The following is a 13,856-nucleotide window of genomic DNA, read 5'->3' on the forward strand; positions in this document are numbered from 1 at the left end:
TGCAAAAAACATCTGGATAAACACTGCCAATCCCGCCGTCAAATGCTCTGCTATGTTTTAACAGCCCATAGCGGAGCCCAGCGAACCACCGCCCTCTCCGCGCCTGACTGCCGGGAGCAGCAACATGAAAATCAACCCGTACCTGATCTTCAACGGCGAGTGCCGCGAAGCTTTCACGTTTTATCAGCAATGCCTGCAAGGCAAACTCGAAGCGATGATGCCGTTTGGCGAGTCACCCGCTGCTGAACACGTGCCCAAAGAACACCATCACCTGATCATCCACGCCTGCCTGATGGTTGGCGATCAGATGCTTATGGCCTCGGACACCACCCCCGACCGCCCGACCCAAGGCATGAGCGGCTGCTCGATTTCGCTCAACGTCGACAGCATCGCCGAGGCCGAGCGGGTGTTTAACGCACTGGCCGAGAACGGTCGCATCGACATGCCGCTGGAAGCTACTTTCTGGGCCGCGCGCTTCGGCATGCTGGCGGATCGTTTTGGCGTGGCGTGGATGGTCAATTGCGACAGCGACAAATCAGCGTAGTTTGCGCTACCCATGAAAAAGCCCAACCGGTTCAGGTTGGGCTTGGTGTTTATCGCTGCGCAAGTTCATGCCTGACGCATTGTTCGTAATAGGTCTGCCTGACCTCCGCCGGTTTCAGCCGCGAACTGCTGTCGTAAGTTTGCTCGGTGATGCCCATGGCGGTCATGCGCATCCACGGCTGCTGAAACTTACGCACTTGCAGACGCTTGCGAGCGCCATACAAGGACACGCCCGAGAGCTTGGCTTGCTGTGCGCCGGCCGCAATGTCCGCGCCCCAGGTACAGGCAAATCGGTGTCTCTTATCGAGTTCTCGAGCGTGGGCGCTCAGCGAAAATACAGCCAGCGAAAGCATTGCAACGGTTATGACAGTCGTCCGCATATAGCCAGCCTAACCTTTTGAAAAAAGGCGATTTTGCCGGGACGCGGAACGTTAGGGGGCCAGCAGTTTGCCGCATTGCGGCGATTTTTTTCAGGCAAAAAAAGGGACAGTGCGATTTCATGAGAAATCACACCGTCCCGTCAGGCAGAACAACTGCTGCGTACTTCGACCCGCAAGCGGTCTGCGCCCTCCTCGCGACACTCGATGCTGACCGGCATGAAACGCTCGATCACCGCGATGTTGCTTTGCAAATGCTCGGTCAACCTTGGCGTGGTGAACGATCCGCCACCCGCCAGCACCATCGGCAACAGCAACTGATCGGCGAGGTGCTCGGCAACCGCTGTACCGCTGCGCAACCAGTCTGCCGCCTGGTTGATAGCGGCATCGGCCACCGTTTCCGCGCGTAATGAAACCTGACCAAACGCGCTGAATATCTCCGAGACATGCTCGAACGCATACTCCAGCAGCAGCACATTACCCGGTCCACGCCCCGCATCGAGGCAGACGTGGATGAGATTTTGCGCCGGCATGCTCAAACGCCTGGCCACCCGATCCAGCTCACGCGCTGCAACTGTCGGGGCCAGCCCGGCTGTGAGCGCCGACGCCCGTTGCGACAGCAGCACACCGCGTTCACACAGATTCAGCGGCTGCAGTTGCGACGGCTGCACCGTGGCTTCGATCTCGCCACCGCCCGCCGGGACAAAACCGTGGCGCAGCAACTGCAGATCGACATCGGCGCCCATGCGTCGTAACAACGGCAACCAACTGTTGCTGAGGAAATCCGCCGGCGGCGCCAACGGATTATGCGTACCCCCAGAGATCCGCACTCGACTGGCGTGCGGCGCCTGCAACAAAGCAGGCAACAAGGTCTGCAAAACCAGCGTGCAACTCCCGGCCGTGCCAATCGCAAACTGATACTCGCCGCCGCGAATCGGCCCGGGTTCGAAGTTCAATTGCATCGAGCCCAATTGCGCGCCCTCAACCTTGGCACCACACACATCGGCCGCAGCCATCACTGCCGTCAGGTGTTGGCGCAACAGTCCCGGTCGACTGCGTTTGGCGCGAATCTGTTTGATGCGAAATGCCCGTCCCGTCACCATCGACAGGCTCAAGGCGCTGCGTAATACCTGTCCGCCGCCGATGGCGCCGTCCAGTTCAATCACTTCCTGTTTCATTTCGATCCTTATGCGTACTGCCCGACCATTTTCCTGAGGTAGCGATCAAGCTGACGCGAGTCTTCCTGTGTTCTGTTCAAATGCGGAACGGCGCGTTCAAGTTCAGCCGCGATGAACGCGTGCAAGGCCGGACGACGTGGCCCATAGGCGCTCTCGTCGGCATTGCGTTTGAGTGCAAGCAGTTCGTCGACTTCATCGAGCAACGCGCGGTCATCGACGGTGCTCAGCAGATCGGCAAACGTCATCGGCGGCCGGCCACGGCCCTGATCGATCCAGCGCACCGCCAGCAGCGGCCGAAGTACATAGAAGTACTTCTTGTAGCGCACGCTGTCGCCTTGCAGGTAGCCGCGAAAGTTCTTTTTCGCCATCGACAGATAGTGATTACGCGCGGCCGGCGGGCTGTAGAACGCCTCAGCCAGTGCCCGCAATTGCGCAACCGCAGCTGTCTCGCTGCGATAGACCAACGGCGAATCGAGCCACTCCAGCAACGTCGGATTGGATTTGCGCAACAGCCCGAGGGTTTTGCGCAGCTCCCAGCCACTGACGTCGAGTTCATCGTCCAGCGGCCGCTCGATCACATCCCGTGGCGTGTCGACCTGAACGAACCAGTCGGGCTTTTCCACATAAACAAATCGCACATCGTAGTCACTGTCGGTGGAGGCGAAGCCCCAGGCCCGGCTACCCGATTCGCACGCATACAGCACGCTGACATTGCGCTCGCGCTCTATGCGTTCCAACTCTTCCAGCACCCGCGCGCGCATCGTGCTGCACAGTGGGTGGCGTTCTTCAAGATTCATTGCCTTTAATCCTTTCCATCAAGCGTGCCATCCGGCACGCGTTATCCCTTGACGCACACCACCTGCCGCAAGGTGTGCAGCACTTCCACCAGCTCGCGCTGGGCGTGCATGACTTTGTCGATGTCCTTGTAGGCCATCGGAATTTCATCGATCACGGCAGCGTCCTTGCGGCATTCGACGTGAGCAGTGGCGCGGATCTGATCTTCGACGGTGAAAGTATTCTTCGCCTTGGTGCGGCTCATCGTGCGTCCAGCACCGTGGCTGCAAGAGTTGAACGACTCTGGGTTGCCCAACCCGCGCACGATGAAACTTTTCGCGCCCATTGAACCTGGAATGATCCCCAGTTCGCCCTTCTTCGCCGACACCGCGCCTTTGCGGGTGATCAGTACGTCTTCGCCGAAATGCCGCTCTTTCTGTACGTAGTTGTGGTGGCAGTTGACCGCCTCCAGCGCTACGTCAAATGGTTTGCGGATGATCTGCCGTGTTGCCTGAATCACCGCTTGCATCATCAGCGCGCGGTTCTGTTTGGCAAAATCCTGCGCCCAGCCCACCGCTTCCACGTAGTCATCAAAATGCTGACTGCCCTCTTCGAAGTACGCCAGATCGCGATCCGGCAGATCGGCAATGTGCTGACGCATATCCGCCTGAGCCATTTGGATGAACAGGTTGCCGATGGCATTACCGACCCCGCGTGATCCGCTGTGCAACATGAACCACACACGGTTTGCTTCATCCAGGCACACTTCGATGAAGTGGTTGCCGCTGCCCAAGGTGCCGAGGTGCGCACGGTTATTGGTGTTGGCCAGTTTCGGGGACTTGTCGGTAATCAACTTGAACCGTGGATGCAGCGCCGCCCAGGCCTGATCGGCTTGTTGCGGAATCTCATCCCAGGCACCCTTGTCCCGCCGCGAACGGGGCGAGCTGCGGCCATGCGGCACCGCTTGTTCGATGGCGCTGCGCAGACCGTGCAGGTTGTCCGGCAGATCGGCGGCAGTCAGCGAGGTGCGCGCAGCAATAATGCCGCAACCGATGTCGACGCCGACTGCCGCCGGAATGATCGCGCCGACCGTCGGGATGACGCTGCCGATGGTCGAGCCTTTGCCCAAATGCACGTCCGGCATCACCGCGAGGTGCTTGAAGATGAACGGCATCTTCGCCGTGTTCTTCAACTGCTCGCGGGCCTCGTTTTCCACCGGGACGCCTTCGGTCCAGAGTTTGATCGGCTTGCCGTTGGCGACTTCCAGCAGTTGGTAAGTGTGTTCTTTCATGATTTCTGTTCTTTATTCATTGGCCGATGATTCGGCATTGTTTCCCAGCCCGGTATTCGCCGGGCAAATCTGCAAATAGGTGGCACGACAAAGGTTGATGACTGTTGCGCGTAATCGCGCACCGGGGTTAGCCGGCCTCAGATGTACAGCCATCGGCATTCGTGCCGTCACACGCACTGACCAGGGTTTGACGAGACGCGTTGGATGTAGTCCCGTCGGCATTCAGTGCCTGTGATAAATCAATTCATTCGCCGGAGTTCTCAATCGCTTCGACCCAGTGCTGCGCGCCATAACGCCCGGTCGTGAACTGCTCGATCACATCGAACACCGCATCGCTGAAGCCGCCGACATTCAAGATGTCGTCGCGATCCGCGGCCGGCGTCGCCCAACCGGGTTGCACATCGATGCATACCAGTCGCGCTTGCGGGTTGATCTTCTTGATCCGCTCCCATTGCCGCATCGTCTCACTGGCCCCTTGGCGACGTGAGTCGATCCAGGATTCATTGTCCGAGACCATGATCAGCGTATCGACCTTGGCCTTGCTGTCCGCCAGCTTCTTCAGCGGCGCCGAGCAGCAGGTTCCGCCACCAAAAATACTCGCCAGTTTTTCCGCGTTGCTGATCACACTGTCACGAGGGTTGAGGGTGATATCCACCACATCCACCTCGAACGGCATGACTCGCGCGGCCGGCTGTTTACGCAACACCGCAGCAGCGATCAGCGCCGCGACGTCGATGCAGCGCACCGCTGTGGTTGCGCCCTGGCGATAACCAGTCACCGGACTGCCCATCGAACCCGAGACATCCGGGCAGACCACTACAGCGCCTTGCAGCTTCGGCACATTGGCCAGCGACAGTTCCAGCGCGTCCTGCAACGCCTCGCGTATTTGCTGCGGGATGTCGTCGCCGATCATCCGGTAGGCCGTAAGCAACTGGTATGGATACACCCGCGCCTTGGCCACCTCTTGCGGATCCGCCAGCCGCGCCGCCACATACTCGGTGCAACCTGGGACTTCAAATGCCGCATGACGTGCCAGCGTATTCAGGTTGATCCGCAGACCCTGCCAGCCCATGTTGCGCGCTTGGGCGGCCCACTGTTCCTTGTTCAGCGTTTCGTTGCCGAGCAGTTGAAACGGCACCGCCGGCACTTCATCACTTGCACCACTGCGAAACGCCAGCAGGTTGCGGGTCAGTTCAGGCAACGCCTGCACATCCACCGGTTTGCCAATCAACCAGGCGAAGAACGCTGCACGCCAGGCTTCTGCCGGTTTGGGATGAACCATCTTCACCACATCCGCCAGCGATGGCTGGTTGCCGATCGACGCTTGCAACAACTGACGCTCGGTCGCGGTGTTCAGCCAGTTCTGCACCAGACGCTTGGGCTGCGAACCCAAGGATTTGCGGCCAGTCGCACCGCTGCGCAGGATCTGCACGAAATTGCGCAACATCTTGCCGCTGTCCACTACTTGTTCGAAAACCTGCGGCACCAGCGATGAACGCTGAGCAGTCAATGCCGCCAAGAGCAACGCCGGCATGTCTTTCATATGGCCTTGTTGACGGGCGTAAATGGCGGCCTTCGCCACGAAGCGGCTGTCCAGTTCCTTCACCAGTTGCAGCACCTGATCCAACTGACTCTCGGCGGATGCGTAAAACGTCTGGTTCAGGCAACCGGTGACTGCCAGTTGGGCCAACTGATGCTTGGGCGTATAGGCATAAGCCGTAGCGCCGGAAGCATTCAGAGTGTCGCAGGCCGGCAGGTTGTTCGATTGCGTGTTGAAGAGGTTCTGGTTGGCCATCGTGGCGTCTCGCTGTGTTGTCCTGTTCGTTGCGATAGGTATTGCAGACGCTGTGCCAGTTCCTGAAAACGCGGCGAATAAATATTTATCTAGTTGATTTATATAGTTTTTTATTTTTATTTATGAATTTTGAGATTTCAACTGAGACAAATCCCGCGCCCGATGACTATCATTGAATATCGTAATTTATCTTTTGAGATAGTCATGTCGAGCAAGCGCACAGTCGCCATCGGTTTTATCGGAGCAACCCTTGATCGTGTCGGCAAGGGTGCCAATCGCTGGAACCATTGGCGACCCACTGTCGGTTTGTGCCAGCAGCCCGACGTGGCGATCGACCGCCTGGAGTTGATTCACGGCCTCGACGCGCGAGACGTCAGTCTTGCCCAGCGGGTTAGCGAGGATATTCGCCAGGTCTCGCCGCAGACGGAAGTCCGCCTGCATCCGATGGTGCTGCGCAACGCATGGGATTTCGAAGAGGTGTACGGCGCGTTGCACGACTTCACCACCGCTTACACCTTTGATACCGAGCGCGAAGACTATCTGGTCCACATCACCACTGGCACTCACGTTGCGCAGATATGCTGGTTCCTGCTGACCGAAGCGCGCTATCTGCCGGCCCGTCTGATTCAGACCTCACCTGCACGCCGCGACAACGTGGAAGAGCACGCAATTGGCACTCACGCGCTGATCGACCTCGACCTGTCGCGCTACGACCGGATCGCCTCGCGCTTCGCCAGCAAACGCCTCGAAGGGCTGGAATTTCTCAAGTCCGGCATTGCTACGCGCAATGCCGAATTCAACCGATCTATCGAACAAATCGAACGCGTGGCCGTGCGCTCGAAAGCGCCGATGCTGCTGATCGGCCCGACTGGCGCGGGCAAATCCTTCCTCGCCCGACGTATCTACGAACTCAAACGCAGCCGCCACCAAATGCAGGGCCGCTTCGTCGAAGTCAACTGCGCCACTCTGCGCGGCGACGGCGCGATGTCCGCGCTGTTCGGCCACGTCAAAGGCGCCTTCACCGGCGCACAAAATGCGCGCGACGGCCTGCTGCGCGCAGCGGATGGTGGCATGCTGTTTCTCGATGAAATCGGTGAGCTGGGCGCGGACGAACAAGCCATGCTGCTCAAGGCCATCGAAGAAAAACGCTTCTTCCCGCTTGGCTCGGACAAGGAAGTCGAAAGCGACTTCCTCATTATCGCCGGCACCCATCGCGACCTGCGCAGCCGGGTTGCCGAAGGGCTGTTTCGCGAAGACCTCTACGCGCGTATCAACCTGTGGACCTTCGATCTGCCGGGTCTCGCTGGACGCCGCGAAGACATCGAACCGAACATCGACTTCGAACTTGAACGCCACGCCCGTGAACAGGGCCAACTGGTGCGTTTCAACCTGGAAGCCAGGCGCCTGTATCTCGCATTCGCCAGCTCGCGCGAAGCTGCATGGCTGGGTAACTTTCGCGAACTGTCAGCCTCGATCACGCGCATGGCTACGCTGGCCGATAGCGGACGGATCGATGAAGCGCAGGTGCAGGAGGAGATCGCTCGGTTGCGCTATGCATGGGGGCTGGCGCAGCCGGGAGCTGACCCGGAAAGTTTGCCAGGAGATGCCGGCAGCATGGACCTGTTTGATCGACTGCAATTGAAGGCAGTGCTGGAGGTTTGCAAGCAAGCCGACAGCGTGTCGGACGCGGGCAGGAAATTATTCGGGGTGTCACGACAGGCGAAGGCACAGCCCAATGATGCGGATCGACTGAGGAAGTATCTGGGGCGGTTTGGAATTGAGTGGAATCAGGTCAGGGATCAGTGAACTGTTTATTCATGCGCTCGGTTTGCGGCTTTCACAGTTTTTTCACTGCCGCGCGCATAAGGTGCACACAGCTCCTTTGATAACCCCTTTAGCCCGCGCGCCCCACGCGGGCTTTTCTTTGCCTGTGCTTTACTTGGCGCGGATGACAATCGTGGATGCGAGCATGTCACCGAGCCGCTTGCGCGAACCGAAGAAGATAAAGATCCAGTCGAAAAAATTCAGAAACGGCGTCGTGATGTTGCGCATGAAAGATTGATAGAGGTTGCAGTCCATGTAACTCCGCTCGTCAATCACCGCCATCCCCAAGAGCTTCTTGCCTATGCTCTGGCCGTTCGGCATGGCATCGGAGAACAGGTAATAAGCCACCCCCACGCAAAATCCGACCAGACCAGCCTGACTGGCCGGCACACCCACGAACTCCAATACCCGCGCGACGATAAAGAACAACGCGAAGGTGACGATCGAGTCAATGATCTGCCCTCCCCAGCGACGACCTAGTCCGGCCAGATTCTTGGGCTTTTGGTATTCGCTTGGTGTGCTGCTGATATCCATGTGATGTCATTCCGCTAGTAATGAGATACCGGCGTATCGGCATGGTTCTGGCAATGTTTAACGAGACAAAGACAAAAGCGTTCGGTCTAGCCATCCCTCCTCGCAACGATTGGATGCTCAGGTCTCCATTCAATGAATTACACGCGCAGCCGTAGCACAATCCAAACGCCTCAGAATGAACATACATTCATCCCAAAAACAGTTCAAGGCGTCTAGTCTGCGGGTTCCGACATAGTGACTACAGGAGTAACCCACCATGTTCTCGCACGAAAGCATTCCGCTCATCTCGCTGTTCATCATCCTGCTGCTTTGCGTGCTAGGTGCTGTACTCCACCCTATACACGCATTGCGCGGGTGGGTTCTACGGCGAAGAAACAAATCCAATGCACGAACCCAGAGCAAGTAAAAGCTCAATCAGGGATGCCTGTCTGCGATGAGGCTCGGGAAGTCTGAGCTTTTCCTCGATTCATCCCGCACCTCTGAAGACATAAGAACAGCATCAGCGAAACTACCGGGTAGTTTTGCGCAGGCACAAAAAAGCCGATCTATCTGATCGGCTCAAGTGTCTGATTTTACTCAGGAATTATGGTCGGGACGGAGTGATTCGAACACTCGACCCCTAGCACCCCATGCTAGTGCGCTACCGGACTGCGCTACGCCCCGACTAGGCGTGAAACTCGCCCTTCATATCGAAGAACGCTCAAGAATATAGCGCAAGCTTTTGAAAACTGGAAGGATTCAAAAGCAGAAAATTATTTCTTGAGAACCACGAGTACGTCTTCCAATTCGGCAATCATCTGCCGAATCATTTGCTTGTATTGAGTGGTGTCGTCTTTGGCCTCATCGCCGGACAAGCGCAGCCGCGCACCGCCGATGGTGAACCCTTGATCGTAAAGGAGCGCGCGGATCTGCCGGATCATCAGCACATCCTGGCGCTGATAATACCGGCGATTTCCGCGGCGTTTGACGGGGTTGAGTTGAGGAAACTCCTGCTCCCAGTAGCGCAGCACGTGTGGCTTTACGGCACACAGCTCGCTGACTTCACCAATGGTGAAGTAGCGTTTGCCCGGGATGACGGGTAGTTCGTCGTTATGACTTGGTTCCAGCATAAGCCTCAACTCGGGCTTTCAACTTCTGCCCTGGACGAAAGGTGACCACACGGCGAGCCGTGATCGGGATTTCTTCCCCCGTTTTCGGGTTGCGGCCAGGCCGCTGGCGTTTGTCCCGAAGGTCGAAATTGCCGAAACCGGACAATTTGACCTGCTCGTTGTCTTCAAGAGCGTGCCTGATTTCTTCGAAAAACAGTTCAACCAATTCCTTGGCTTCCCGTTTGTTCAGGCCCAGCTCTTCATACAGACGTTCCGCCATCTCAGCTTTCGTCAAAGCCCCCATACGTCACTTCCTTAACGTGGCGTTCAACCTTTGTTCGAGCGAGGTGAGGATATTTTGCGTCGTCGAATTCACCTCATCGTCATTAAGAGTGCGCGATGGATGCTGCCAGGTCAAGCCGACTGCAAGGCTTTTTCTATCAGGATCAATACCTTTACCCTGATACACGTCAAATAGCCTGAGGTCTGTCAGCCATTCGCCTGCATTTTCAAGGATTACGTCCAATACAGCCGAGGCGGCAACATCTGTGTGTGCAATCAGTGCAAGGTCACGACGCACTTCAGGAAAGCGCGACAACTCCTGGAATTTAGGCATTTTACCGGATGCCACTTCAGCCAGAACCAGCTCGAAAACGAAGACTGGACGGTCAAGCCCCAGAGTTTTCGACAGTTCAGGATGAATCGCGCCGACGTACCCGACTTCACGACCATCGCGCTCGATGCGCGCGGTTTGGCCCGGGTGTAGCGCCGGGTGTTTGCCCGGTACAAACGTGAACGCATCCAGCGCACCAGCGAAACCGAGTACCGCTTCCACATCAGCCTTGACGTCGAAGAAATCGACCGTGTCGCGACCTTGCGCCCAGCCTTCCGGCAGACGGCTACCGCAAACTACACCAGCGAGCATAGGCTCTTGCTTCAGACCGTCCAGTTGACCGACAAAACGCAGACCACTTTCGAACAGACGGACGCGATCTTGCTGACGGTTCAGGTTGTGTTGCAACGACTTGACCAGGCCCGGCCACAACGACGAGCGCATGGCGGCCATATCGTTAGAGATCGGGTTTGCCAACAACAGCGGCTCAACGCCGGGACTGAACAGCTCGAATTGCTTCGGATCGATAAAGCTGTAGGTGATCGCTTCCTGATAACCACGAGCTACCAGCAGACGACGCAGTTCCGGCAGGTCGCTACGCGCTTCAGCCTTGGCTTGTGGCGCCAGACGCGCTTGCGGATAGCGAACCGGCAGACGGTTGTAACCGTACAGACGCGCCAGTTCTTCGATCAGATCGACTTCCAGGCTGATGTCGAAGCGATGGCTTGGCACTTCTACGCGCCACTGCCCTGCTCCGTCGGCGGAGATCTTCAGACCCAAAGCACTGAGCAGACGCTCGATTTCAGCCGAATCCATTTCCATGCCGAGCATCTGCGTGATGCGTTGCGCACGCAGAGTGATCGGCGCGATCGACGGCAGATGTTGCTCGCTGACGGTCTCGATGATCGGGCCAGCTTCACCGCCAGTGATTTCCAGCAGCAGGCCGGTGGCGCGCTCCATGGCTTCACGGGCCAGTTGCCAATCCACGCCACGCTCGTAGCGGTGCGAAGCATCGGTGTGCAGACCGTAAGAACGCGCCTTGCCCGCTACAGCGATCTGGTCAAAGAAGGCACTTTCCAGGAATACGTCACGAGTCGTTGCAGACACGCCACTGTGCTCGCCACCCATTACACCGGCGATGGCCAGCGCGCGAGTGTGGTCGGCAATTACCAGCGTATCGCTACGCAGGCTGACTTCCTGACCGTCGAGCAGCACCAGCTTCTCGCCCTCTTCCGCCATGCGCACACGAATGCCGCCATTGATTTCGGCGAGATCGAAGGCGTGTAGCGGCTGACCAAGCTCAAGCATCACGTAGTTGGTGATGTCGACAGCAGCGTCGATGCTGCGCACGTCGGCACGGCGCAGACGCTCGACCATCCACAGCGGTGTAGGCTTGGACAGGTCAACGTTACGAATGACACGGCCAAGGTAGCGCGGGCACGCGGCCGGCGCCAACACTTCAACCGGGCGCACTTCGTCATGCGCTGCAGCGATCGAAACCACAACCGGACGAGTCACTACCGCGTCGTACAGAGCGCCGACTTCACGCGCCAGACCGGCCAGGGACAGGCAGTCGCCGCGGTTCGGGGTCAGGTCGACTTCTATGCTGGCGTCTTCCAGATCCAGGTAAACCCGGAAATCTTCGCCCACCGGCGCATCGGCCGGCAGCTCCATCAAACCGTCGTTGCCTTCACCGACCTGCAGCTCGGACTGCGAGCACAGCATGCCGTTGGATTCAACGCCACGCAGCTTGGCCTTCTTGATTTTGAAGTCGCCCGGCAGCTCGGCACCGATCATGGCGAACGGAATCTTCAGGCCCGGACGCACGTTTGGCGCTCCGCATACGACCTGGAAAGTTTCCGCGCCATTGCTGACCTGGCACACGCGCAACTTGTCGGCATCCGGGTGCTGCTCGGTGCTCAACACCTCGCCGACCACTACGCCACTGAATACACCGGCGGCCAGCGTAACGCTATCGACCTCAAGACCGGCCATCGACAGACGGGCAACCAGCGCGTCGCGATCTACCTGCGGGCTAACCCAGCCGCGCAGCCATTGTTCACTGAATTTCATCCTGCTCTCCTAAAAATTCGTTACGACTAGCGAAATTGCGCGAGGAACCGCAAGTCGTTGTCGAAGAACAGACGCAAGTCATTCACGCCGTAACGCAGCATGGCCAGACGCTCAACGCCCATGCCGAAGGCAAAGCCCGAGAACTCTTCCGGGTCAATGCCGGACATGCGCAACACGTTCGGGTGCACCATGCCGCAGCCCATCACTTCCAGCCATCCAGTCTGCTTGCAGACGCGGCAGCCTTTACCGCTGCACATCACGCATTCCATGTCGACTTCAGCGGATGGCTCGGTGAACGGGAAGTACGAAGGACGGAAACGCACCGCGAGTTCTTTTTCGAAGAACACCCGCAGGAATTCTTCGATGGTACCTTTCAGGTCAGCGAAATTGATGTCGCGATCAACCAGCAGGCCTTCGACCTGGTGGAACATCGGCGAGTGGGTGATATCGGAGTCGCTGCGATACACGCGGCCTGGGCAGACGATGCGGATCGGCGGCTGCTGCGATTCCATGGTGCGGACCTGTACCGGCGAGGTATGGGTGCGCAACAACATGTTCGCATTGAAATAGAAGGTGTCGTGCATCGACCGGGCCGGGTGGTGGCCTGGGATGTTGAGCGCCTCGAAGTTGTGATAGTCGTCTTCGACCTCAGGGCCTTCGGCAATGCCGTAGCCGATATGGGTGAAGAACTGCTCGATGCGTTCCAGAGTCCGCGTTACCGGATGCAGACCACCAGAGGTCTGACCACGGCCAGGCAGGGACACGTCAATGGACTCGGCGGACAGTTTGGCGGCCAGCTCGGCCTCTTCAAACAGTGCCTTGCGCGCATTGAGAACGTCCGTAACACGCTCCTTGGCAACGTTGATCAGCGCGCCGACTTGTGGGCGCTCTTCTGCCGGCAAATTCCCCAGGGTCTTCATCACCTGAGTCAATTCACCTTTTTTACCAAGGTAATGAACCCGGATTTGCTCCAGGGCATTGATGTCTTCAGCGCTTTGCACAGCCTCTAGTGCTTGAGAGACCAGCGCATCCAGGTTTTCCATGTACAGACTCCAGATACAAAATAGGGGAAGAGCTTGAAGGCTCTTCCCCTATTTATGACGTTTACCACCTGACCCCACGGAAGTGAGGCCGGGTGATTGTCGGGGGTACTTAAGCCAGAGTGGCTTTAGCTTTCTCGACAATCGCGGCAAACACCGCTTTTTCGTTCACTGCCAGATCAGCCAGAACCTTACGGTCGATCTCGATGGACGCTTTTTTCAGGCCAGCGATGAAACGGCTGTAGGACAGACCGTTAACACGAGCACCAGCATTGATACGAGCGATCCACAGAGCGCGGAACTGACGTTTTTTCTGACGACGGTCACGGTAGGCGTATTGGCCTGCCTTGATTACCGCTTGCTTGGCAACACGGAATACGCGCGAACGTGCACCGTAGTAGCCTTTAGCAAGTTTCAGAATTTTTTTGTGACGCTTACGGGCAATGACGCCACGCTTTACACGAGCCATGAGTTACTTCCTCTATTCTTGACTAAAATTAACGAAGGCGCAGCATGCGCTCGACTTTTGCCACGTCAGACGGATGCAGCAAGCTGCTACCGCGCAGTTGACGCTTACGCTTGGTCGACATTTTAGTCAGGATGTGGCTCTTGAAAGCGTGCTTGTGCTTGATACCGTTAGCAGTTTTCAGAAACCGCTTAGCAGCACCACTTTTCGTTTTCATTTTTGGCATGTTCGGATACTCCGCATTCAGTTGATAAACATAA

At 57.6% G+C, this 13,856-nt stretch carries 14 protein-coding genes and 1 tRNA gene; 2 read left to right on the forward strand and 13 right to left on the reverse strand.

The genetic code is table 11. The features are described 5' to 3' along the window. Window positions 1–124 precede the first annotated feature (124 nt). Entirely contained in the window at window positions 125–544 is a 420-nt protein-coding gene (locus ACOI8A_RS03210) for a VOC family protein (protein ID WP_420649577.1), read from the forward strand. A gap of 49 nt (window positions 545–593) precedes the next feature. Here ACOI8A_RS03210 and ACOI8A_RS03215 read toward each other — a convergent pair whose 3' ends face one another. From ACOI8A_RS03215 to ACOI8A_RS03235, 5 genes are all read right to left on the reverse strand, one after another. After that, the gene (locus ACOI8A_RS03215; RefSeq protein WP_420649578.1) at window positions 594–923 is read right to left on the reverse strand and encodes a hypothetical protein; all 330 of its coding nucleotides are present in this window, start codon (window positions 921–923) and stop codon (window positions 594–596) included. Between the two features lie 140 nt (window positions 924–1,063). Continuing rightward, entirely contained in the window at window positions 1,064–2,098 is a 1,035-nt protein-coding gene (gene rtcA, locus ACOI8A_RS03220) for an RNA 3'-terminal phosphate cyclase (RefSeq protein WP_420649579.1), read from the reverse strand. A gap of 8 nt (window positions 2,099–2,106) precedes the next feature. After that, window positions 2,107–2,895: a nucleotidyltransferase domain-containing protein gene (locus tag ACOI8A_RS03225; protein WP_420649580.1), complete on the reverse strand. Its 789-nt coding sequence runs from the start codon at window positions 2,893–2,895 to the stop codon at window positions 2,107–2,109. 41 nt (window positions 2,896–2,936) lie between these two features. Continuing rightward, window positions 2,937–4,163, reverse strand: coding sequence for an RtcB family protein (locus ACOI8A_RS03230; RefSeq protein WP_420651340.1), 1,227 nt, complete (start codon window positions 4,161–4,163; stop codon window positions 2,937–2,939). Window positions 4,164–4,407: 244 nt separating this feature from the next. Then, on the reverse strand, window positions 4,408–5,958 hold the full coding sequence (locus ACOI8A_RS03235) for an RNA-binding protein (RefSeq protein WP_420649582.1): 1,551 nt from the start codon (window positions 5,956–5,958) through the stop codon (window positions 4,408–4,410). Window positions 5,959–6,162: 204 nt separating this feature from the next. On the opposite strand from ACOI8A_RS03235, the gene rtcR reads away from it, so the two are divergent. After that, the gene (gene rtcR / locus ACOI8A_RS03240; RefSeq protein ID WP_420649583.1) at window positions 6,163–7,764 is read left to right on the forward strand and encodes an RNA repair transcriptional activator RtcR; all 1,602 of its coding nucleotides are present in this window, start codon (window positions 6,163–6,165) and stop codon (window positions 7,762–7,764) included. 129 nt (window positions 7,765–7,893) lie between these two features. Here rtcR and ACOI8A_RS03245 read toward each other — a convergent pair whose 3' ends face one another. The 8 genes from ACOI8A_RS03245 to rpmI form a co-directional block, all read right to left on the reverse strand. After that, window positions 7,894–8,316, reverse strand: coding sequence for an RDD family protein (locus ACOI8A_RS03245; protein ID WP_420649584.1), 423 nt, complete (start codon window positions 8,314–8,316; stop codon window positions 7,894–7,896). A 586-nt stretch (window positions 8,317–8,902) separates the two neighbouring features. Beyond that, window positions 8,903–8,979 (reverse strand) — tRNA-Pro (locus ACOI8A_RS03250). A gap of 89 nt (window positions 8,980–9,068) precedes the next feature. Continuing rightward, entirely contained in the window at window positions 9,069–9,425 is a 357-nt protein-coding gene (locus tag ACOI8A_RS03255; RefSeq protein WP_003179985.1) for a MerR family transcriptional regulator, read from the reverse strand. Further along, the gene (gene ihfA, locus ACOI8A_RS03260) at window positions 9,406–9,708 is read right to left on the reverse strand and encodes an integration host factor subunit alpha (protein ID WP_002553164.1); all 303 of its coding nucleotides are present in this window, start codon (window positions 9,706–9,708) and stop codon (window positions 9,406–9,408) included. Before ihfA ends, ACOI8A_RS03255 begins: the two co-directional genes overlap by 20 nt. A 3-nt stretch (window positions 9,709–9,711) precedes the next feature. Then, window positions 9,712–12,090 (reverse strand): phenylalanine--tRNA ligase subunit beta, encoded by a 2,379-nt coding sequence (gene pheT / locus ACOI8A_RS03265; RefSeq protein ID WP_420648664.1) that lies wholly within the window; start codon window positions 12,088–12,090, stop codon window positions 9,712–9,714. 26 nt (window positions 12,091–12,116) lie between these two features. Beyond that, on the reverse strand, window positions 12,117–13,133 hold the full coding sequence (pheS, locus tag ACOI8A_RS03270; protein WP_420648665.1) for a phenylalanine--tRNA ligase subunit alpha: 1,017 nt from the start codon (window positions 13,131–13,133) through the stop codon (window positions 12,117–12,119). Between the two features lie 109 nt (window positions 13,134–13,242). Then, complete coding sequence (gene rplT, locus ACOI8A_RS03275; RefSeq protein WP_007913489.1) at window positions 13,243–13,599, reverse strand: 50S ribosomal protein L20; 357 nt, start codon at window positions 13,597–13,599, stop codon at window positions 13,243–13,245. A gap of 28 nt (window positions 13,600–13,627) precedes the next feature. After that, a complete protein-coding gene (gene rpmI, locus ACOI8A_RS03280; protein WP_002553160.1) occupies window positions 13,628–13,822 on the reverse strand; it encodes a 50S ribosomal protein L35 in 195 nt (64 codons plus the stop codon). Between the last annotated feature and the right edge of the window lie 34 nt (window positions 13,823–13,856).

The sequence above is a fragment of the Pseudomonas sp. P4795 genome (genome assembly GCF_048822895.1).
Classification (GTDB): domain Bacteria; phylum Pseudomonadota; class Gammaproteobacteria; order Pseudomonadales; family Pseudomonadaceae; genus Aquipseudomonas.

Bases quoted from the DNA above. Each gene is read 5' to 3' on its own strand.
- ACOI8A_RS03210 (WP_420649577.1), top strand. From the start codon at position 125: ATGAAAATCAACCCGTACCTGATCTTCAACGGCGAGTGCCGCGAAGCT.
- ACOI8A_RS03215 (WP_420649578.1), bottom strand. From the start codon at position 923: ATGCGGACGACTGTCATAACCGTTGCAATGCTTTCGCTGGCTGTATTT.
- rtcA (WP_420649579.1), bottom strand. From the start codon at position 2,098: ATGAAACAGGAAGTGATTGAACTGGACGGCGCCATCGGCGGCGGACAG.
- ACOI8A_RS03225 (WP_420649580.1), bottom strand. From the start codon at position 2,895: ATGAATCTTGAAGAACGCCACCCACTGTGCAGCACGATGCGCGCGCGG.
- ACOI8A_RS03230 (WP_420651340.1), bottom strand. From the start codon at position 4,163: ATGAAAGAACACACTTACCAACTGCTGGAAGTCGCCAACGGCAAGCCG.
- ACOI8A_RS03235 (WP_420649582.1), bottom strand. From the start codon at position 5,958: ATGGCCAACCAGAACCTCTTCAACACGCAATCGAACAACCTGCCGGCC.
- rtcR (WP_420649583.1), top strand. From the start codon at position 6,163: ATGTCGAGCAAGCGCACAGTCGCCATCGGTTTTATCGGAGCAACCCTT.
- ACOI8A_RS03245 (WP_420649584.1), bottom strand. From the start codon at position 8,316: ATGGATATCAGCAGCACACCAAGCGAATACCAAAAGCCCAAGAATCTG.
- ACOI8A_RS03255 (WP_003179985.1), bottom strand. From the start codon at position 9,425: ATGCTGGAACCAAGTCATAACGACGAACTACCCGTCATCCCGGGCAAA.
- ihfA (WP_002553164.1), bottom strand. From the start codon at position 9,708: ATGGGGGCTTTGACGAAAGCTGAGATGGCGGAACGTCTGTATGAAGAG.
- pheT (WP_420648664.1), bottom strand. From the start codon at position 12,090: ATGAAATTCAGTGAACAATGGCTGCGCGGCTGGGTTAGCCCGCAGGTA.
- pheS (WP_420648665.1), bottom strand. From the start codon at position 13,133: ATGGAAAACCTGGATGCGCTGGTCTCTCAAGCACTAGAGGCTGTGCAA.
- rplT (WP_007913489.1), bottom strand. From the start codon at position 13,599: ATGGCTCGTGTAAAGCGTGGCGTCATTGCCCGTAAGCGTCACAAAAAA.
- rpmI (WP_002553160.1), bottom strand. From the start codon at position 13,822: ATGCCAAAAATGAAAACGAAAAGTGGTGCTGCTAAGCGGTTTCTGAAA.